Below are 19,442 nucleotides of genomic sequence, written 5' to 3'. Positions count from 1 at the left end.
GCGCAGCGCGGCGGCGGTGTCGGCGGCCGCCCGCGACCACTGCGTCACCTCGGCCGTCAGTCGCTCCAGTTGGGCGCGCAGGGCGTCGCCGCGAGCGGTGTGCGCCCGGCCCGCGCCGGCCCCGCCGAAAGCCAACCGCGCCAAGTGATCTCCCACGGCGCGGTCAAGGAGTTCGGCGGCCGCGTCGAGCTGGTCGGCGACCCTGTGTACCCCCGAGCTATCGAATCTCATGCCTAATCCGACGCCCGGCTCCGCGTCGAGGTTCCCGCGTCGGCGGATCAGCGCGCGGCGCTCACCGCTTCGGCGACCGCAGTGGCGACCCGTTGCGCCGTGCCCTGCTCGGGCGCCTCCACCATGACCCTGATCATCGGCTCGGTTCCCGAGGGCCGCAACAAGATTCGGCCGGTGTCGCCCAGTTCGGCCTCGGCCTTTTCGACGGCGGTCTGCACCGAGGGCGCCGCGGCAGCGGTGGCCTTGTCGGCGACCTTGACGTTGATCAGCACCTGTGGCAGCGCCCGCATGGCCGAGGCGAGGTCGGCCAGCGACGAGCCGGTCTGCACCATGCGCGTCATCAGCCGCAGCCCGGTGACGATGCCGTCGCCGGTGGAGCCGACCGCGGGCATCACGATGTGGCCGGACTGCTCGCCGCCGAGGCTGAAGTCGCCCGCGCGCAGCTCCTCCAGGACGTAGCGGTCGCCGACGCCGGTGGTGCGCACCGCGATGCCGGCCTTGCGCATCGCAAGGTGCAGCCCGAGGTTGCTCATCACGGTGGTCACCAGCGTGTCGGAGGCCAACTCGCCGGCGTCCCGCATCGCCAGCGCGAGCACCACCATGATGTGGTCGCCGTCGACGAGATCACCGTTGGCGTCGATGGCCAGGCAGCGGTCGGCGTCGCCGTCGTGTGCCAGGCCCAGGTCGGCGCGATGCTCGATGACCGCCGCCCGGAGCGAGTCCAGGTGGGTCGAGCCGCAGCCGTCGTTGATGTTGAGCCCGTTGGGATCGGCGTTGATCGCAATCACCCGGGCGCCGGCCGCGCGGTAGGCGCGCGGCGCCACCGACGACGCCGCGCCGTGGGCGCAATCGACCACCACCGAGAGGCCGTCCAGGCGCAGCGTGCAGGTCTTGGACAGGTGGCGCAGGTAGCGGTCGGCGGCGTCCTCGGCGTCGACGCGGCGGCCGATGCCCGCCCCGACCGGGCGCAACCCAGGTCCGGCCGCGACCAGCTCCTCGATCTGATCCTCGGTGTCGTCGTCCAGCTTGTGGCCGCCGGGGCCGAAGATCTTGATGCCGTTGTCGGGCATCGGGTTGTGCGACGCCGAGATCATCACCCCGAAATCGGCGTCATACGCGCCGGTCAGGTACGCCACCGCGGGGGTGGGCAGCACCCCGACCCGCAGCGCGTCGACGCCCTGGCTGGTCAGCCCGGCGATCACGGCAGCCTCCAACATTTCGCCGCTGGCCCGCGGGTCGCGACCGATCACGGCGACCCGCCGGCCCGGCCCGTCCGAACTCGCCAGGTGCCGGGCCGCCGCGGCGCCCAGGGCCAGCGCCAGCTCGGCGGTCAACTCGCGATTGGCGACCCCGCGGACACCGTCGGTGCCGAATAGTCGACCCATGCGCTAAAACCTCTCACAATTGCCGGTCGTTCACCTAACGTGCCCGTTCTTTTCTGACCGAAAACGCGCGCGTGGGTGCGCAGACACGCCGCTGACTCGTGCAAAAGTTGCCAAGTTGCGGCCAGAAAGAGACGCTGATCAGCGCTTGCTGTACTGCGGCGCCTTGCGTGCCTTCTTCAGCCCGTACTTCTTGCGCTCGGTGGCACGCGGGTCACGAGTGAGGAAGCCGGCCTTCTTCAGGGCGGGCCGGTCGTCGGGCGAGGCCACGATCAGCGCGCGGGCGATGCCAAGGCGCAACGCGCCGGCCTGGCCCGACGGGCCGCCGCCGTGCAGCAGGGCGAAGACGTCGAAGCTTTCCACCCGGTCGACGGTCACCAGCGGGGCCTTGATCAGCTGCTGGTGCACCTTGTTGGGGAAGTAGTCCTCCAGGCTGCGGCCGTTGAGGTCGAACTTGCCGGTGCCGGGCACGAGGCGCACCCGCACCACGGCCTCCTTGCGGCGGCCGACGGTCTGGATGGGCCGCTCGAACACGAACGCCTCGGCCGGCCGGGCGGCCGGAGCCTCAGTCTCCGGCGTCTCGGGGGTCTCCGGCGCCTCCGGGGTCGCGGGGGCCTCTGCGGTCTCGGTGGTCTCGGGGGTCCCGGTGGTCTCCAAGGCCTCGGTTGTTTCGGTCACTGGGCCACCTGCTTGATCTCGTACGGAACCGGCTGCTGAGCGGTGTGGGGATGCTCCGGGCCCGCGTAGACGCGGAGCTTGCGCTGGATCTGACGGCTGAGCTTGTTCTTGGGCAGCATGCCGACGATGGCCTTCTCCACGACGCGGGTCGGGTGCTTTTCCAGCAGCTCGCCGGTCGTGCGCGAGTGCAGACCGCCGGGATACCCCGAGTGGCGGTAGGCCAGCTTCTGCTGGAGTTTGTCGCCGGACAGGGCGACCTTCTCGGCGTTGATGACGATGACGAAGTCACCGCCATCGACATTGGGCGCGAACGTCGGCTTGTGCTTGCCGCGCAGCAGGTTGGCCGCCGCGACGGCAAGGCGGCCAAGCACCACGTCCGTGGCGTCGATGACGTACCACGACCGCGTGGTGTCACCCGCCTTTGGCGCGTAGGTGGGCACAGCGCTTACCTTCTTCTTCTCGAGGTGGATCCCGGGTCGAGCCGGGTGCCGGTCAGGCGTTCACGGTGGGTCCAAAAGGAAGGGTTCTCGGCGACCGACATTGACCCGAGGCCCCGGCGTACCGCGCGCCAACCGAGCAGCCTACCGATCGTTATCCGCGCAGGTCAAAATTGTCACAGTCGGTCGTCGACGCGGGGCTGCCTAAGAACCCGCGGGTGGTCTGTCCAGCCATTCGTCTGGCGCGGGAAACGGCTGTGCCCACTGTTCCAAAATGGCGGCGATGTCTTGGACGTCTAACTGGCCTTCGGCGGCGTCGGTGATCAGGCTAATCACGTCCAACGCCTCCACGCGCAGGTTGTAGCCGTTAACCATGTAGAACATGGCCGTTGCTGTCCACGCTGTGCGCTTATTGCCGCTCACGAATGGGTGGTCGCGCGCCAGGCCGTGCAACAACGCAGCAGCCTTCTCATGGATGGTGGGAAACGCGTCCTCTCCGAATGCGCTCTGCTGAGGACGCGTCACCGCGCCGTCGAGCAGCCCGAAGTCGCGCAGTTGATCCCGACCGACGAACTGCTCATTGATCCTCAGGAGATCATCCGCGGTCAGGTAGATGATTTACATGTCCTTCAGCTTGTCCAGCGCTTTCCCGTGCTGGTCAACCACGCGTTCGAATGCTGCCCGCATAACGTCCCGCCGACCATGCACCTTCAGGTACTCGATAAGCGCACGCTTGATCACTTCGTTGGCCGAAATATCGGTCACGAAGGCGTAGTTCTTCAGCATGTCCGCAAGCTCCCCAGGCAAGCGAACAGTCAGCCCCGTGGTGCGCTGAGACGGGTCATTGATGCTTGCGTTCATGAGGCCATGATGTCATGGTGTCTGCCGGCTGTCGCACCGGTTTTATCGAGCTGAGACGATCCAGCAACTGACGAGCAAACTGGCTCGTTGAGCTTCGACTCCCGCATGCTCATCCCGAGCCGCGCCGCTCGACTGTGTGGTCCCGGCGGCTCTCCACCGCCGGGACCACACAGGGGCCAGAAGCAATTAACGTGCCCAGATGCCGGCGGCCCGGCGGTCGGCGCTCGCCATCTCCTCCGCGCCGTCGCGCACCGCATTTCCCAGGTCGACCAGGATCTCGTTCAACGCCGTGGCCGCCTGGTGCCACTTCAGCTGCGCCACCTGGTACGCGGCGGCCGCCTCGCGGGTCCACAGCTCTCGCAACGGGGCGATCTGCGAGCTCAACTCGTCGAGCGCCGCGTTGAAACGGGCAGCCGTCGCATGGATTTCCTGGCGGATCGAGTATTCGATTTCGCCGAAGTTGTAAGACAGGACCTGATCCACAGTCGACCCCTCCCTCACAGGTTCCCGCCGGCGGCGGCGATCCGGTGGGCGTGGTTCTCGCCGGCCTCCAGCAGCACCGCCTCGTTGTGCCGGATCGTCTCCGCGATGGTGTGCAGGACGTGGTAGAGCCGCGTCGACTCGGCATTCCAGCGATCCACCACATCCTTGAACCGCGCAGCCGCGAGCCCACCCCACACAGAGCGCGGGACCATGTCCATGCGGCCCATGAAGGCCTGCAGCATCGCCCGGATCTCGTCGTTGCGCGCGTCCGTCGTAGCCGCGACCGAGCGCATGAGGCCGAAGTCGGTGCTCAGTGTGTTCGCCATATCAGATTGGACCGCAAAGGGCGGCGTTCGGTTCCGCCCGATTTTCGGCTCAACCGATCGCGTGGGCGGACCGCACCGCCCGTTCGCACGCACCGCGGACGGCCTCCTCGTCCGCGGGACGGCTCTGGCACCCGACGCTGATCCGGACCGGCCCGTCCAGTAACACGGTCCATCGCACGTGGTGCGTGGCGCGCACTTCCCGATACGTCACCGCCGGGCGTCCCGCGCTGCTTCCCGACGGGTTGAAGTCGACGAACACCCCGGTGGGCTCCTCGTCGATCGCGCGTTTCAAACGCTCGGCGGTGCGACTGAGAGTTTCGCCGGACACCGGCGACTGGGTGACGTGCAACGCCACTTCGGGATCGGACGGGGAGGTGACCTGTACCCGGGCCGACCCGGGCCCGGTGATCACCCGCTGCGCGGACCAGTCCGCGGGCACGGTGAGCGCCACGCGGCCCTCGACTAGAAACGTCGCGGGCGCCATCGGCGTTGTCGCCGGCGGTGATGGGCCATGGCCGCCGCGGGGAGCCCCGCCCGAGATCGCCAGCGGCAACGCCGTGAGCACCAGGGCGGCCGCCGCAAGCCCGCCGGCCGTCCGCGCGCGGGATCGAAAACCACCGGCGCTGACCGCCCCTTCACGCGCGTCGTCCGGCAGCGAAGCCGCCGACCGCGCCAACCGTGCCAGGCAGGCGTCTCCCATCTCGACCGCGGCGCGGCCGCTCCCGCGCACGGCAGCGGCGATCAACGCGGAGAGAGCCGGCGCGCCGCTCACCGTGCCGGGCGCGTCGATCAGGATCACCGCCGCCGTCATGCCGGCGATGACCGTCGCCACCTCCTCGGCAACCGAATGCGCTTCCGCCACACGCGGTAGCGCAGCGACCTCGGCGCCGCCGACCGCCACGAGGCGCTCGGCGATCTCCACCACCACGGTTGCCCCGGTTCGGGCCTCGGGTTGCCGCGCCAGCAGCCACGACCTGGGACGGGCCAGCGCGTCATCGCCGAAGGACTTGGCGGCGCGCGTCACCCGGTCGACACGAGCCGCCGGCCACCACGACGGATACACGACGAGCAGGCCGTCGCAGCCGGCGCATTTCACCGACCGCAGCGCGGCGCGCCACAGGGAATCGACGGCGACCGGGCGGCCACCGACCAGCGCCACCCGATCGTCTACAGCGCCCAACGCCTCCCGCACGATCTCGCCACTATCGTCATCGGCGGACTCGCCTGTCCCACAACATAATCGGCGGATCGTACCCGGTCCGGCCTCGAGGACCGCCCGATGGCGTGTCATGGGGGGCTCCAGGCCACTTGCACGAGCCGTCCGTCACCGGCGCGGGTGCTCAGAACACCACGTCCGGCAGGCATCGGCTGCGCGCGCCCGAAACCAAACGATGCACCCTCGTCCGGGCGCCTACTCATCATCAGCGTCATGCAGCCGAGGTCGCGCAGCCCAGCCAACAACGGTTCGAACAGGGCGCGCTCGGCGCCGCCGCTGCGCCGCGCCAGCACCACATGCAATCCCAGATCCCGCGCGTACGGCAGATATTCGACGATGGCGGCGAGCGGGTTGCCCGCCGAGGTTGCGACCAGGTCGTAGTCATCCACCAGGACATAGAGGTCGGGCCCGGACCACCAAGACCCGGCTCGCAGCTGCGCCTGGCCGACGTCCAGCGGCGGCATCCGGCGCCGCAATGCTTCCAGGAGGCCCGGTAACAACCGGCCCAGCGCGGCCGCGGACATGGCGTAGCCGCCAAGGTGTTCCGATTCGACGACGCCCAACAGGGTGCGGCGGAAATCGACGATCAGCAGCTGGGCTTCCGCGGCGGTCTTGGTCCGAACGATCTCGCGACACAGGTTCCGCATCGTGGCCGTCTTCCCACACCCGTCGTCCCCGAGGATCAGTAGGTGCGAATGTTGACCGAAATCTACTGGCACCGGGGCTAATCGGCGTTCCTCCACCCCGAGCAGGATCCGCGCCGCCAGCTGCGCACCCGCGCCCCGGACGACGACGTCCCGGTCGACCCGCGGGGGGAGCAGGAGTATCGGCGGTGCGGCCTCTCCGCCGTGACAGATCCGCTCGGTGGGCAAAGCGATGACCATGTGCAGGCCCTCGCGGGACAGGCCGCGGCCCGGACGGTCAAGCGGTACTTGCTGCGCCCGCTTCCGGTCGATCTCGGAATCCGCGGGATCGCCCAGCCGCAACTCGACGCGGGTGCCAATCTGATCCCGAAGGGAGGGTCTGATCTCGGCCCAACGCGATGCCGACAACGCCACGTGCACACCGAACGAAAGCCCCTGCGCCGCAAGGGCAGTGATCGGCACCTCGAGTTCCTCGAACTCCTGCCGCAGGCTCGCCCACCCGTCGACGACGAGGAAGACGTCGGCGAACGGATCGTTGTCCCGCGCCGCGCCGCCTCGGCGGCTCTCTCGTTGGCGGACAATGGATTCCATCTCCGCAACCACGCGCCGGACCAGCTCCGGGTCGGCCCGCCCGGCGACGGCGCCCACATGCGGCCAGGCGCGCACCGAACCGAGCGCTCCGCCACCGAAGTCCAGGCAGTAAAACTGCACCCGCCCCGGGCCGTGGGTGGCCGCCAACGCCGTGATGAGCGTGCACAGTGCCGTCGACTTGCCCGATCGGGGGGCCCCGACGATCGCCACGTTGCCCGCGGCTCCCGACAGCTCCACCATCAGAGGTGTGCGGCGCTGCTCGAAGGGGCGGTCGACAAGGCCGATCGGCGCGGTCAGGCCGCCTGCCGCCGGTGGGCGGTCGTGCAACAGGGCGTCCAGAGCCGGCGCCGCTCCCAGCGGCGGCGGCCACACTTGGTGCGCGGGTGGTCCCTGTCCGGTCAGCCGGTCCAGGACGGCTTCCAGGACGGTCCGAGTGGCCGAGCGGTCCCGCCCGGACGTGCGCGCCACCGGGCCGGCCGGCCGACTGCTGAATACCCGTACCGACACCGTCGGCGCGGGCGTCTGCGTGCCCGCCGGCACCCTTCCCGAAACGAATGAGGCCTGGAAGCGAATCGGCTCGCCGCTGCCCGTCCGCAGGAAGCCCGCACCGGGCGTGTTCGGCAACTGGTATGCGTCAAGCGTTCCCAGAACCGCGCGTGATTCGGCCGCGGACAGGGTCTTCAGGCAGATCCGATAAGAGAGGTGGGCGTCCAGGCCGCGCAGCCGGCCCTCATCGAGGCGCTGACTGGCCAGCAGCAGGTGGATGCCCAGCGACCGCCCGAGCCGGCCGATCGCAACGAACATGTCGGCGAACTCGGGGTGCTGGCTGAGCATTTCGGAAAACTCGTCGACGATGATCAGCAAGGTCGGCAGGGCGTCCAACCGGCCGCCGGCGCGGCGCACGCCGTCGTAGGCCGCGACGCTGGCACACCGCGCCGCGCGCAATAGCCGTTGCCGACGGTCCATCTCGCCGGCCAGCGCATCATGCATCCGCGCCACCAGGGGCGCCTCGTCGGCAAGGTTGGTGACGACGGCGGCGACGTGCGGCGCCCGCGCCAACTCGAGAAACGTTGCGCCTCCTTTGAAGTCGATGAGCAGCAGGTTGAGCGCCGCCGGGGAGTTTCGCGCCACCATCCCCAGCGCGATGGTGCGCAGCAGCTCCGACTTGCCCGAGCCGGTGGCGCCCACGCAGAGCCCGTGCGGGCCCACGCCGTCTTCCGCCGCCTCTTTGATATCGAGTTCCAGTGGCGCGCCGTCGAGCGCGATTCCGAGGGGCACGCGCAGCCGATCGCGGTCATCTTGACCGCGCCACAACGCCGTCGGATCGAACTCGGTGAGATCGCCGAGCCCCGCCGAGTCCCGCCACGCGCCGCGCGGCGCCGAGCCGATCCGATACATCGCGAGCCGGCGGGCACACGTAAGCGTGTCCACCATGTCCATCCGGTCGGGAGATTGCAGCGGTTCGGCTTGGTCGCCACGCCGGATCGTCAGCGGCATGCCCTCTCGGCCGGCGCCGACCTCGAGGAGGGTGGCACCCGTGATCGCGCCGGGGGTCGCACGCTCACCGAGGTCCGCCACGACAACCGCATGGGGTCCGACATCGGCGAGCGCGCGCTGCGCCTCCGCCGTACTTCGATACACCATCCGGGCGGAACCCACCGCATCCGTGGCGGTCGGATGTTGATTGTGCGGCAACCACTTCAGCCACTCCCAATGCTCTCGATTGGTGTCGCTGACCGCCCCGACGATCAGCAATTGATCCGGCGGGTGCAGCACGGCAAGCTGGCAGACTATCGCGCGCAACACTCCGCGCACCGAGGTCGGATCGCCGTCGATCGTGACCGTTCCGGCGCCGGACAGGCCGATTGCGACGGGCGCGTCCGCCACGGTCGAATGCGCCTGGAGGAAGCGGCTCCGGGCCGTGGCGGTAACGGGATCCGAGGGCTCGTGGGACGTGGGCTCCGGGGCCACCAACCGGGTGGACAGCGGCCGGGTCCCGACGCCGACGCGGGCGAGGCAGAAGTCGGGGTCGGACGCGCCGCGCTCCCACATTCGCGCCCCGCCGATCAGTGTCCAGAGCGTGTCGGGGTCCGGATGGCCTTGGACCAACGAACGGTGTTGTGCAGCAGCTATTTCGGTGACGGTCAGGCGCAGCCGGCTCAGGTAGCACAGGTAGTCGACGCGGTCGTCGTCGATGCTTCGCCCCTGCCGTTGGCGACGCCCGGCGGCCACCGACACCGCCATGGAAACCAGCGTCATCGCCGGAAATGCCAGCAGCGCCGGATTGCGAGTGACCGTCGACCCCGAGCAGACCGCCACCGCCATAACGCCAAGGCCCGCTGCCGACACCAGAACCGGCAGCCATCCGGGTGATCGTGGCGGCGGAAGAACCGGCGGCGCGTCGATGACGATATCGGCGGCGCCGACCGCGAGTGGCGGCCGCCGCGCCACCGGCACGAAACACTGCGTCATCTCGGCCCCTCCCACCGTCGGGGCGACGGTATGCAGCGCCGAAATCGGCGGCAAGTCGCCTGTGGATAGCCGGAGCCCGCGCGATGGGCAACCGGTTACCGTGCCGCTAGTCGCACGGGAGGAGGCATCGTTGCCGGGGACCGATCTGGGGCTGCGCCGTGTGTCGGTCCACGCCGGCACCGCCGCCGTCGACTTGGCCCTGCCCGCGGGCGTACCGGTCGCCGTCCTCATGCCGTCGATCATCGACATCCTCGACGGCCGCGGCTCCGGTGACCCGGAGGCAGGGCGCTACCGGCTGTCCCGGCCCGGCGCGGCCGCGTTCAGCGCATCGACGACGTTGGCGCAGCACAGTATCCGCGACGGCGAAGTGCTGGTTCTGACCGAGTCCGCCACGCCGCCGCCGGGTCCGCGTTACGAGGACACGGCAGAGGCGGTGGCTGCGCTGCTGGACTCAACGGCTCACCCTCGGGGCAGCTTGCTGCCTGCGCCCCGACTGAGCGGAGCGATCGTGGCGAGCGTCCTGACCGGTATCGGCGGGTTGACACTCATCCGAAAGGCGTTCACCACCAACGTCACCGGCGCCACGCTCGGCATCACGGTGTCGGCTGGTTTGGTCGCCCTCCTCTGCGCGAGGGTTGCGCACCGCGGGTATGGGGATGCGTCGGCCGGGCTCGCGCTGAGCGTGATCGCCACCGTATTCACCGCGGCCGCCGGCTACCTCGCGGTGCCCGGTGTCCCCGGTCTCCCCAACGTGGTGCTGGGCGCGATGACGGCGGCGGTCACCTCGGTCTTGGCGCTGCGGGTATCTGGCTGCGGCGCGGTCACATTGACCGCCCTCGCGTGCGTCGCGACGCTCGTGGCCGCCGCGGCATTTGCCGGCGTGATCACCGCCGCACCGCCGCACGTCATCGGCTCGGTGTCCGCGCTCGTGTCCCTCGGCCTGCTCGGCGTGGCGGCGAGGCTGTCGATCGCTCTGGCCGGGTTATCGCCACAGCTGCCACCCGCGCCGGACCTGGACGCCAGGGCGATCCGCGCCGGCACGTGGTTGACCAGCCTGCTCGCCGCGTTCGCGTGCGGGCTCACCGTGGGCGCCGTCGTGACTGTGCTCACCGGCGCGCCAGGGCCGCCCCGCATTGTTTTCGGCGCCCTGGCGGGCGCGTTGCTGATGCTGCGCGCGCGTCGCGGCGACCACAGGGGCGGGATGGTGTTCGCCGCTTGCGGAACTGCGGTTTTAGCAACAACTTTCGCGATCATCGGCGCCGGCGCGCCAAGTGGGGCATGGATCGCGGCGATGACGGCAGCGGTGTCCACCGCGGCGCTGTGCCTGGGCTGTGCGGCTTCGGCGGCATCGCCGTCACCCGTGCTGCGCCGCGTCATCGACGTGCTGGAGGGTGTGGCCCTGATCGCGATGGTACCTAGCACGTGCTGGGTATGCGGCCTCTACGGCGCCGTCCGCGCCTTGAACCTCACGTGAGCGCATCACCCGCCGCGCGGCTCTTGGCGGTCTCGGCACTGGTGGCGCTACCTCACCTGGGAACCCCAACCGCGCATGCGGTTTCGCCGCCGAGCATCGACGACAAGTGGCTGCCCAAGCCGGCCCTGCCCGCACCGCCGTGGCCGACGCTGCAACGCGAGATTTGCGCGACGATGAGCACGGACTCGACGAACGGCGGCAACCCGCTGCCAGATGTCGGTGACCTGCGCCCGGTCTGGCGACTCACCCGCGGCGCGGGACAACGTGTCGCGGTCATCGACACCGGTGTTTCACCGCACCCGAGGCTGCCCCACGTGGTGCCCGGCGGCGACTACGTATCGACCGGCGACGGCACCCAGGACTGCGACGCGCACGGCACTCTGGTGGCCGGAATCATCGCCGCTGCATCCGATTCCAGGCCGGACGGCTCCGCCGGGGTGGCACCCGAAGCCACCGTGATCAGCATCCGCCAGTCAAGTTCGAAATTCGCTTCCGCACGCGACCGTTCGCGCACCGGGGTCGGCGATGTGGACACGATGGCCAAGGCCGTCCGAACTGCCGCAGACCTCGGCGCGTCGGTGATCAACATCTCCTCGATTGCCTGCGTTCCAGTTGGCTCGACATTCGACGACCGAGCGCTGGGAGCCGCGTTGGCGTATGCGGTCGACGTCAAGAACGCCGTGGTCGTGGCCGCGGCCGGCAACAGCGGCGGCGCCTGCCCGCGTCAACGGTCCGACGCGACCTGGCAGACGACCACGGTCGTGGTCAGTCCGGCCTGGTATGACGACTATGTGCTGACCGTCGGTTCCGTCAACGCCGACGGGACGCCTTCTGACTTCACCCTTGCCGGCCCCTGGGTCGATGTAGCCGCCACCGGCGAGGCCGTGACTGCGCTGGGCGCACAACCGGCTTCGGGCACCAGCTACGCGGCGCCGGTAGTCAGTGGGCTGGCCGCGCTGATCCGGTCCCGCTTCCCCGCGTCCACCGCGCGACAGGTGATGCAACGCATCGAATCGACCGCGCACCACCCACCCGCCGGATGGGATCCGCTCGTGGGCAACGGCACCATCGATGCGCTGGCCGCGGTCAGCACCGACTCCAGTCCCCCCGAGACCGCCAGGCCGACACCGGCGCCCGTGCCGATCGTCACGCCGCCGTCACCGGCACCACCGGATCGGCACGCCCGTGACATCGCACTGCGGGGCGCGGCCGGCTGTCTCGTTGCGCTGGTGGGACTCCTGGCAGCCGGACGGTTACGGGCCCCCGCCAACCGCGTCACGGGCCACTGACGCGCCCTGCCTGCTCAATTCCGGTCCGGACGGCAGGGCCGCCAACACCGGCCACGGCGCCGGAATCGGCGCCGGAAGGCCGAGATCGCCCGCGGCGTCGTCGTCGTGAATCGCGAAGCGCACCCCGGTGTCGGTGACGAGATAACGCGTACCGGTTCGGTTACCGCCCCGCACATAGGCGCTCCGGCCGGGCGGCAGGAATACCCCGTCCAGTGCGGGTCCGCGGCCATCGGCTTGAGACAGGGTCACCGGCGTACGACCGGCCGGCACCGGCAGGCCGCCGCCGATCAGGAACCCGGTGTCGAAATTTCCGGCCGGCGCGGGCCGCGACGTGACGCACAAGGTGCTGGCAACGTCGAGTTCGGGTGCCCGGTCGGGGAAATCGGCCACCGGCAGCACGTTCGCGGCCGCTGCGGCGCGGATCGCGTCGGGTGCGACGGTGATGGCGTTGGCGGTGCCTTGCGAATCGCTGAAGCGCAACAGGTCGGCGGCGACGCGCCCGATGCGCTGGACCCCGGCGGGCAGAACGACGTAGTACTCGTCGGCGTCACCGCGCGCGATGCGCAGCACCGTGCCGACGGAAAACCCCGGCAGCCCGATCGCGGCGGTGCCCAGCCCGCGAATCCGTGGAGCGCGTATCGCGGGACCCTCGGGAACCGCGTTGAGCAACGCCTGCGAGACGGGTCGCGGCGCGTGGCCCTCCAGCCGAAGTGCGCGTACCACCGCGGCATCGGAAAGGTCCACCACCGCGCGTTGCCCATTGAAAAGCAGATAGGCCGGCGAGCCCGACGCGGGCGCGACCAGGAGCGCATGCTCGGAAGCCGGGCGGTGGACCGGCGCTCCTCCGGTGGGCCCGACGACGACGGTCGTCGCACCGCTCCCGTCCGTATCGCAGATCGTCCACGCCGATTCGTCCGCTTGCAGCGGTGCGCCGATCAGCTGTGGCGCGCCCGGAATGCCGAGCAGCGGACCGCGCTTGGTACGGGCCAAATCGGACTCCCGGACAGGTCGCGGGTTCGCGGCCGTCGCCGCGATCAACCGCGCCGACGCCAGGTTCAGCACCGGATGCCAGGCGTCGCCCACCCGCACATACAAGGCCCCGGATTGTTGGCCCATGGCGATCCGGGCCTGGTCGAGATCCGCCTGCGGCCGCAGCACACCCAGCAACGCGCAGCCCGCCACCCCGATGGCCGCCACAACGCAGCCGACCCCGAGCGCCGCCGACGGGGCCCGCAGCGATTCGTTCGCGGCGTGAATGTCGCGGCCCAGCAACGCGCACTCGAGGCGACGCAGCAGGAATCGGTAGCCGCTGACCTGTATCCGGGTCGTCGGCCGGCGCAGCTGTGAACGGTCCAAAATACCCTCGGTGAATTTGTGGAATCCGTCTCCCCGCTCCAGTTAAGCCGCAGGTAAACCGCGCCCGCACCCGTTATCCACAGGCCGCCGAATTCCGGTTCGCGCTGGTTGCGGGTAAAATTTCGACCGTGTCTTCCCACCGCATAGGTCGCTGGGTGGTCCCGGGGGTTTCCGCAGTGCTCACCGCCGCCGGCCTGCTCCTGTCCCCGACGACGACGCCGGTCGCCTCCGCCTTCGACTGCCCGGACGTCGAGGTCATCTTCGCCCGCGGCACCAACGAGCCGCCCGGCCTGGGCCGGGTCGGCGACGCGTTCGTCGACTCGCTGCGCCAGCAGACCGGCCTGAACATCCTGCCCTACGGGGTGAACTACGCGGCCAGCAAGCTGCAGCTGCACGGCGGTGACGGCGCCAACGACACCATCGACCGCGTCAAGAAGAGCGTGGAAACGTGCCCCAACACCAAGATCGTGCTGGGCGGCTACTCGCAGGGCGCCTCGGTGATGGACATCGTCGCCGGCGTCCCCATCGGCGGCATCAACTGGGGCAACTCGCTGCCGCCGCAGTACGCCAACAACATCGTGGCCGTCGCCACCTTCGGCGACGTCGCCGACCGCGCCGGCGGGACGCTGCCGGCCCAGAGCGCGCTGCTCGGGTCCAAGGCGATCGACCTGTGCAATCCGCAAGACCCGATCTGCCACGCCGGTCAGGGCAACGAGTGGACCGGCCACACCGAGGGCTACGTCCCCGCGTACACCACGCAGGCGGCGGCCTTCGTCGCGTCCAAGCTGATGGCCGGGTCCAACCAGCAGGTGCCCGGCTACGGGCCCCAAACACCCGTGTATGGCCCGCAGGCGCCCGGATACGGCCCGCAGACCCCGGGTTACGGCCCGTCGGCACCCGGAAACGTCCCGGTGCCGAACACGCCGAACGCGCCGGCCACGCCGAATCCTCAAGCGCCGCTTGTCTAAATCGTTACCGGCCCTTGATCCTGGGCCCGTAGCCTCGTCGTGTGAGGCTTATCCGCTTGGGGCTGACCGCCGCATTCCTTGCAGCGGTCGCGCTTTTCGTCGTCGGAAAGCTGTTGCCGCTGGCCTCGGCGTCGTGCCCGGACGTCGAGGTGGTGTTCGCCCGCGGCACCGACGAGCCGCCCGGCGTCGGGAAGGTGGGCCAGGCCTTCGTCAACTCGCTGCGCCAGGACACCCGCAAAAGCGTTGGTGCGTACGGGGTTAACTACCCGGCCAACAAGGACTTCCTGGCGGCCACGGACGGCGCGAACGACGCCAGCAACCATATCCANAGATGGGTAAAAGAGACAGGACCAAGAGGGCCCTGGGCGGGTATTCGCAGGGCGCCGCGGTCATCGACATCGTCACCGCCGCACCGCTTCCCGGCCTCGGCTTCCAACAGCCGCTGCCGGCCGCGGCCGCCGATCACGTCGCCGCCGTCGCCCTGTTCGGGAACCCGTCGGCCCGGGCGGGCGGGCTGATGAGCGCCCTGACCCCGGACTTCGACGGCAAGACCATCGACCTGTGCAACACCGGCGACCCGATCTGCTCGAGCGGCAGCAAGTGGAGCGCCCACCTGGGCTACGTGCCCGGACTGACCAACCAGGCCGCCAGTTTCGTCGCGAGCCGGGTCTAGTCCCGATCGCCGCTAGTCCGGCGTGCGCAGATCCCGTGTGATCAGAATCCGTGCGGCCAGTTGGTCGTCGGGCGGGTAGTCGACGCCAACCAGGGTCAGCCCCTGCGCCGGCGCGGCGGCGAAGTCGCTGGATCGGTCTGTGGCCGAAAGCAAGTCGCGGCACCAGGACACCGGGCGCCGGTGCTCGCCGACGGCCAGCAGCGCCCCGACCAGTGACCGCACCATCGACCAGCAGAACGCGTCGGCGGTGACGTGCGCGGTCACCCGGTCGCCGTCGCGTGACCAGTCCAGCCGCTGCAGGTCGCGGATGGTGGTGGCGTTCTCCCGCTGCCGGCAGAACGCGGCGAAGTCGTTCAGCCCCAACAGATCCCGCGACGCAGTGGCCATCGCGTCAACGTCCAGGTCGCGCGGCCACGCGGTGACGTAGCGAGCCAGTTGCGGCTCCACACCATAGGGCGCCGTCGACAGCCGGTACACATAGTGCCGTCGCAGCGCCGAGAACCGCGCATCGAAACCCGTTGGCGCCCGGGCGATATCGATCACCCGGACGTCGGCGGGCAAAAACCGGCCCAGACGGCGCACCAGCGGCAGGAACTCCGGCTCACCGGCACGCGGCGCGCGCGGGTAGGCGTTGGGCAGCGCGTCGGCGGGCACGTCGACGTGCGCGACCTGCCCGGTGGCATGGACCCCGGTGTCGGTGCGCCCGGCCGCGCGCAGCCGCACTGGAACGCGGAAGACCGTCGTCAGCGCCTCGTCGAGAACGCCGGCGACGGTCCGCTGCCCGGCCTGGGCAGCCCAGCCCGCGAATTCCGTTCCGTCGTAGGCGATGTCGAGCCGCAGACGGACCTGAAAATCCGGGTCGCTAACTCTCGTCAGCCTCGTCGTCCGCCTCGGCGGCCTCGGCTTCGGCCCTCGCGGCCACGGCCTCGTCATGCTTTTCCTCAGCGGCAGCCTCGGCCTCCGTGGCCTCGACGGCCTCTTCGGCGGGCTCGGTCGCCTCCTCGGCGGTCGGGCCGACGGCTTCCTCGGGCTCGACCGCCGCCTGCGGCGCGGCCGCCGCCGCGACAGGCGCATCAACCTTCTTCGACGCCTTGACCCGTCGCGCCCGGTCGGCCTCCGACGTCACGGTCTTCTCCCGCACCAGCTCGATCACGGCCATCGGGGCGTTGTCGCCCTTGCGCGCCTCGACCTTGATGATGCGGGTGTAACCGCCGTTGCGGTCGGCGAAGAACGGCCCGATCTCCTCGAACAAGGCGTGCACCACGTCCTTGTCGCGGATCTTCTTGAGCACCTCTCGACGGTTGTGCAGCGTGCCCTTCTTGGCGTGCGTGATCAGCTTCTCCGCGTACGGCCGCAGCGCACGGGCCTTCGGCTCGGTCGTCTTGATCCGGCCGTGCTCGAACAGCGACGTGGCCAGGTTGGCCAGCAAGGCCTTCTGATGCGAAGACGACCCGCCGAGGCGGGGGCCCTTGGTGGGCTTGGGCATTGCACTATCTCCTCAGTGGGGCCGACCCCCGTATCAGGTAGGGCCGGGACGGACTTTCTGCTACAGCTGTTCGGTTTCCGCGTAGTCCTGGTCGTCGTAGGCCGCCTCGGTGGACCAGGTGCCGGTGGCGACGTCGTAGCCGGCAACCTCCGACGGGTCGAAGGTCGGCGGGCTGTCCTTGAGCGACAGGCCCAGCTGGTGCAGCTTGACCTTCACCTCGTCGATGGACTTCTGGCCGAAGTTGCGGATGTCGAGCAGGTCGGATTCGGTGCGGCTGACCAGCTCGCCGACGGTGTGCACGCCCTCGCGCTTGAGGCAGTTGTAGGACCGCACGGTCAGGTCCAGGTCGTCGATCGGCAGCGCGAACGACGCGATGTGGTCGGCCTCGGCCGGCGACGGCCCGATCTCGATGCCCTCGGCCTCGACGTTGAGTTCGCGTGCCAGGCCGAACAATTCGACCAGCGTCTTACCGGCCGACGCCAGCGCGTCGCGCGGGGTGATCGAGCTCTTGGTCTCGACGTCCAGGATCAGCTTGTCGAAGTCGGTACGCTGCTCGACACGGGTCGCGTCCACCTTGTAGGTGACCTTGAGCACCGGCGAGTAGATGGAATCGACCGGGATGCGGCCGATTTCGGCGCCCGAGGCCCGGTTCTGCACCGCCGGGACGTAGCCGCGGCCGCGCTCGACGACGAGCTCGACCTCGAGCTTGCCCTTGTCGTTCAGCGTCGCGATGTGCATGTCGGGGTTGTGCACGGTCACGCCGGCGGGAGGCACGATGTCACCCGCGGTGACCTCGCCCGGGCCCTGCTTGCGCAGGTACATGGTGACGGGCTCGTCCTCCTCCGAGGACACGACCAGGCCCTTGAGGTTCAGGATGATGTCGGTGACGTCTTCCTTCACGCCGGGCACGGTGGTGAACTCGTGCAGCACGCCGTCGATGCGAATGCTGGTGACGGCCGCGCCGGGGATCGACGACAACAGCGTGCGCCGCAGCGAATTGCCCAGGGTGTAACCGAATCCCGGCTCCAACGGCTCGATGACGAACTGGGACCGGGTGTCGGTGAGGACTTCCTCGGACAGTGTGGGTCGCTGTGAGATCAGCATGGTGTTTCTTCTTCTCCTTCTCGGCACCCGCTATTTGATGCCGTTGGGGTTTCGAGCCGGGCGGCCCGAAAGTCCGTTACTTCGAGTAGTACTCGACAATCAGCTGCTCGGTCAGCGGCACGTCGATCTGCGCGCGCTCGGGCAGTTGGTGGATGAGGATGCGCTGGCGCTCCCCCACGACCTGCAGCCAGCTCGGGATCGGGCGGTCGCCCGCGGTCTCCCGCGCGATCTGGAACGGCACCGTGTTCAGCGAGCCGTCCCGCACGTCGACGATGTCGTACTGCGACACCCGGTAGCTGGGTACGTCCACCTTCACGCCGTTGACGGAAAAGTGCCCGTGGCTCACCAGCTGGCGGGCCATCCGTCGGGTGCGCGCCAGGCCGGCGCGGTAGACGACGTTGTCCAGCCGGCTCTCGAGGATGCGCAGCAGTTCCTCACCGGTCTTACCGGGCTGCCGGACGGCCTCTTCGTAGTAGCGGCGGAACTGCTTTTCCATCACGCCGTAGGTGAAGCGGGCCTTCTGCTTCTCCTGCAGCTGCAGCAGGTACTCGCTCTCCTTGATCCGCGCGCGGCCGTGCTGGCCGGGCGGGTAGGGGCGCTTCTCGAAGGCCTGGTCGCCGCCGACGAGGTCGGTGCGCAGCCGGCGCGATTTGCGGGTGATGGGTCCGGTGTAACGAGCCATGACTTTCTCCTAGACCCTTCTGCGCTTCGGCGGACGGCATCCGTTGTGCGGCTGCGGGGTGACGTCGGAGATCGCGCCGACCTCCAGGCCGGCCGCCTGCAGCGACCGGATCGCGGTCTCGCGGCCCGAGCCCGGGCCCTTCACGAACACGTCGACCTTGCGCACGCCGTGCTCCTGGGCCTTGCGGGCGGCGTTCTCCGCGGCCAGCTGGGCGGCGAACGGGGTCGACTTGCGCGAGCCCTTGAAGCCGACGTGGCCCGACGACGCCCAGGCGATGACGTTGCCCTGCGGGTCGGTGATCGTCACGATCGTGTTGTTGAACGTGCTCTTGATGTGCGCGGCGCCGTGCGGAATATTCTTCTTTTCCCGCTTCCGGGTCTTGTGCTGGCCCTTCTTAGCGGAGCTTGCCTGCGCTTTTTTTGCTGGTGGCATCCGGTTCTACCTGGCCTTCTTCTTGCCCGCGATGGTGCGCTTCGGGCCCTTGCGGGTGCGCGCATTGGTCTTGGTCCGCTGGCCGCGCACCGGCAGGCCGCGGCGGTGCCGCAGGCCCTGGTAGCAGCCGATCTCGATCTTGCGGCGGATGTCGGCCTGCACCTCCCGGCGCAGGTCACCCTCCACCTTGAGGTTCGCCTCGATGTAGTCACGCAGATGGGTCACCTGGTCGTCGGTGAGGTCCCGGGTGCGCAGATCCTTGTCGATGCCGGTGGCGGCCAGGATTTCGTTGGCGCGGGTTCGCCCGACGCCGAAGATGTACGTCAGCGCGATCTCCATCCGCTTGTCGCGTGGGAGATCGACGCCTACTAGTCGAGCCATAGGTGGCGTTTCCTCTTTTTCTAGGCGGAGGTCTTATCCCAGTCCGTTCCCGCCCCAGCTTTGGGGTGGGGCCCGGCCTCCGTCCGGGCGTGGATGAACGGCCTATCCGTTCAGTGGTGCTGGGAGGTCAACATTCAGTTGTGTTGGGGCAGGGGGTCAGCCCTGGCGCTGCTTGTGGCGCGGATCGGAGCAGATCACCATGACCCGCCCATGCCGACGGATCACCCTGCACTTGTCACAGATTGGCTTGACGCTCGGGTTCACCTTCACGGGTGG

The 19,442-nt window shown here is 69.5% G+C and carries 21 protein-coding genes and 1 pseudogene; 4 read left to right on the top strand and 18 right to left on the bottom strand.

The features are described from left to right. From BN4348_RS30945 to eccCa, 10 genes are all read right to left on the bottom strand, one after another. A partial coding sequence (locus tag BN4348_RS30945) for a hypothetical protein (RefSeq protein ID WP_066907619.1) occupies window positions 1-231 on the bottom strand: 231 nt, incomplete at its 3' end. Between the two features lie 47 nt (window positions 232-278). After that, window positions 279-1,616: a phosphoglucosamine mutase gene (gene glmM / locus BN4348_RS30940; RefSeq protein WP_066907616.1), complete on the bottom strand. Its 1,338-nt coding sequence runs from the start codon at window positions 1,614-1,616 to the stop codon at window positions 279-281. A 138-nt stretch (window positions 1,617-1,754) separates the two neighbouring features. After that, the gene (rpsI, locus tag BN4348_RS30935) at window positions 1,755-2,147 is read right to left on the bottom strand and encodes a 30S ribosomal protein S9 (protein WP_066907635.1); all 393 of its coding nucleotides are present in this window, start codon (window positions 2,145-2,147) and stop codon (window positions 1,755-1,757) included. Window positions 2,148-2,287: 140 nt separating this feature from the next. Continuing rightward, on the bottom strand, window positions 2,288-2,731 hold the full coding sequence (gene rplM, locus BN4348_RS30930; RefSeq protein WP_066907613.1) for a 50S ribosomal protein L13: 444 nt from the start codon (window positions 2,729-2,731) through the stop codon (window positions 2,288-2,290). Between the two features lie 201 nt (window positions 2,732-2,932). Next, window positions 2,933-3,337 carry a type II toxin-antitoxin system death-on-curing family toxin gene (locus tag BN4348_RS30925; RefSeq protein ID WP_264033684.1) on the bottom strand — a complete coding sequence of 135 codons (405 nt, stop codon included), beginning with the start codon at window positions 3,335-3,337 and terminating at the stop codon, window positions 2,933-2,935. A gap of 9 nt (window positions 3,338-3,346) precedes the next feature. Next, window positions 3,347-3,589 (bottom strand): DNA-binding protein, encoded by a 243-nt coding sequence (locus BN4348_RS30920; RefSeq protein ID WP_066907603.1) that lies wholly within the window; start codon window positions 3,587-3,589, stop codon window positions 3,347-3,349. Between the two features lie 186 nt (window positions 3,590-3,775). Continuing rightward, the gene (locus BN4348_RS30915; protein WP_066907600.1) at window positions 3,776-4,072 is read right to left on the bottom strand and encodes a WXG100 family type VII secretion target; all 297 of its coding nucleotides are present in this window, start codon (window positions 4,070-4,072) and stop codon (window positions 3,776-3,778) included. Between the two features lie 14 nt (window positions 4,073-4,086). Next, entirely contained in the window at window positions 4,087-4,398 is a 312-nt protein-coding gene (locus BN4348_RS30910) for a WXG100 family type VII secretion target (protein WP_066907597.1), read from the bottom strand. Window positions 4,399-4,447: 49 nt separating this feature from the next. After that, window positions 4,448-5,689 (bottom strand): type VII secretion-associated protein, encoded by a 1,242-nt coding sequence (locus tag BN4348_RS30905; protein ID WP_066907594.1) that lies wholly within the window; start codon window positions 5,687-5,689, stop codon window positions 4,448-4,450. Beyond that, window positions 5,686-9,321, bottom strand: coding sequence for a type VII secretion protein EccCa (gene eccCa / locus BN4348_RS30900; protein ID WP_066907632.1), 3,636 nt, complete (start codon window positions 9,319-9,321; stop codon window positions 5,686-5,688). The genes BN4348_RS30905 and eccCa overlap by 4 nt, the downstream gene beginning before the upstream one ends. 130 nt (window positions 9,322-9,451) lie before the next feature. Between eccCa and eccD the strand changes: the two genes are divergently transcribed. Continuing rightward, complete coding sequence (eccD, locus tag BN4348_RS30895; protein ID WP_066907591.1) at window positions 9,452-10,795, top strand: type VII secretion integral membrane protein EccD; 1,344 nt, start codon at window positions 9,452-9,454, stop codon at window positions 10,793-10,795. Continuing rightward, window positions 10,792-12,084 (top strand): type VII secretion-associated serine protease mycosin, encoded by a 1,293-nt coding sequence (gene mycP, locus BN4348_RS30890; protein ID WP_066907588.1) that lies wholly within the window; start codon window positions 10,792-10,794, stop codon window positions 12,082-12,084. Before eccD ends, mycP begins: the two co-directional genes overlap by 4 nt. On the opposite strand, the gene eccB is transcribed toward mycP, so the two are convergent. Beyond that, window positions 12,049-13,440: a type VII secretion protein EccB gene (eccB, locus tag BN4348_RS30885; RefSeq protein WP_276002027.1), complete on the bottom strand. Its 1,392-nt coding sequence runs from the start codon at window positions 13,438-13,440 to the stop codon at window positions 12,049-12,051. The genes mycP and eccB overlap by 36 nt on opposite strands. Window positions 13,441-13,568: 128 nt before the next feature. Between eccB and BN4348_RS30880 the strand changes: the two genes are divergently transcribed. Beyond that, window positions 13,569-14,408, top strand: coding sequence for a cutinase family protein (locus tag BN4348_RS30880; protein ID WP_066907585.1), 840 nt, complete (start codon window positions 13,569-13,571; stop codon window positions 14,406-14,408). A gap of 62 nt (window positions 14,409-14,470) precedes the next feature. Further along, window positions 14,471-15,081 (top strand): annotated as a pseudogene (locus BN4348_RS30875) (cutinase family protein). A gap of 12 nt (window positions 15,082-15,093) precedes the next feature. Here BN4348_RS30875 and truA read toward each other — a convergent pair. The 7 genes from truA to rpmJ all read right to left on the bottom strand — a co-directional run bounded on the left by truA (window position 15,094) and on the right by rpmJ (window position 19,436). Then, window positions 15,094-16,014, bottom strand: coding sequence for a tRNA pseudouridine(38-40) synthase TruA (truA, locus tag BN4348_RS30870; protein ID WP_084453871.1), 921 nt, complete (start codon window positions 16,012-16,014; stop codon window positions 15,094-15,096). Further along, window positions 15,944-16,567 (bottom strand): 50S ribosomal protein L17, encoded by a 624-nt coding sequence (gene rplQ / locus BN4348_RS30865; RefSeq protein WP_066907579.1) that lies wholly within the window; start codon window positions 16,565-16,567, stop codon window positions 15,944-15,946. Before rplQ ends, truA begins: the two co-directional genes overlap by 71 nt. A gap of 60 nt (window positions 16,568-16,627) precedes the next feature. Further along, window positions 16,628-17,671, bottom strand: coding sequence for a DNA-directed RNA polymerase subunit alpha (locus BN4348_RS30860; protein WP_066907576.1), 1,044 nt, complete (start codon window positions 17,669-17,671; stop codon window positions 16,628-16,630). 76 nt (window positions 17,672-17,747) lie between these two features. Beyond that, window positions 17,748-18,353: a 30S ribosomal protein S4 gene (rpsD, locus tag BN4348_RS30855; RefSeq protein WP_066907573.1), complete on the bottom strand. Its 606-nt coding sequence runs from the start codon at window positions 18,351-18,353 to the stop codon at window positions 17,748-17,750. A gap of 9 nt (window positions 18,354-18,362) precedes the next feature. Further along, the gene (rpsK, locus tag BN4348_RS30850; protein WP_066907570.1) at window positions 18,363-18,785 is read right to left on the bottom strand and encodes a 30S ribosomal protein S11; all 423 of its coding nucleotides are present in this window, start codon (window positions 18,783-18,785) and stop codon (window positions 18,363-18,365) included. A gap of 6 nt (window positions 18,786-18,791) precedes the next feature. Then, complete coding sequence (gene rpsM, locus BN4348_RS30845; protein WP_066907568.1) at window positions 18,792-19,166, bottom strand: 30S ribosomal protein S13; 375 nt, start codon at window positions 19,164-19,166, stop codon at window positions 18,792-18,794. 156 nt (window positions 19,167-19,322) lie between these two features. Next, window positions 19,323-19,436, bottom strand: a complete 114-nt coding sequence (rpmJ, locus tag BN4348_RS30840; protein ID WP_003879483.1) for a 50S ribosomal protein L36 — start codon at window positions 19,434-19,436, stop codon at window positions 19,323-19,325. Window positions 19,437-19,442 lie beyond the last annotated feature (6 nt).

Origin of the sequence: Mycobacterium interjectum (assembly GCF_900078675.2) — a bacterium.
Lineage (GTDB): Bacteria > Actinomycetota > Actinomycetes > Mycobacteriales > Mycobacteriaceae > Mycobacterium > Mycobacterium interjectum.
Note: the sequence above shows the minus strand (reverse complement) of the source record. Positions and strands in the feature narration are given on the sequence as shown.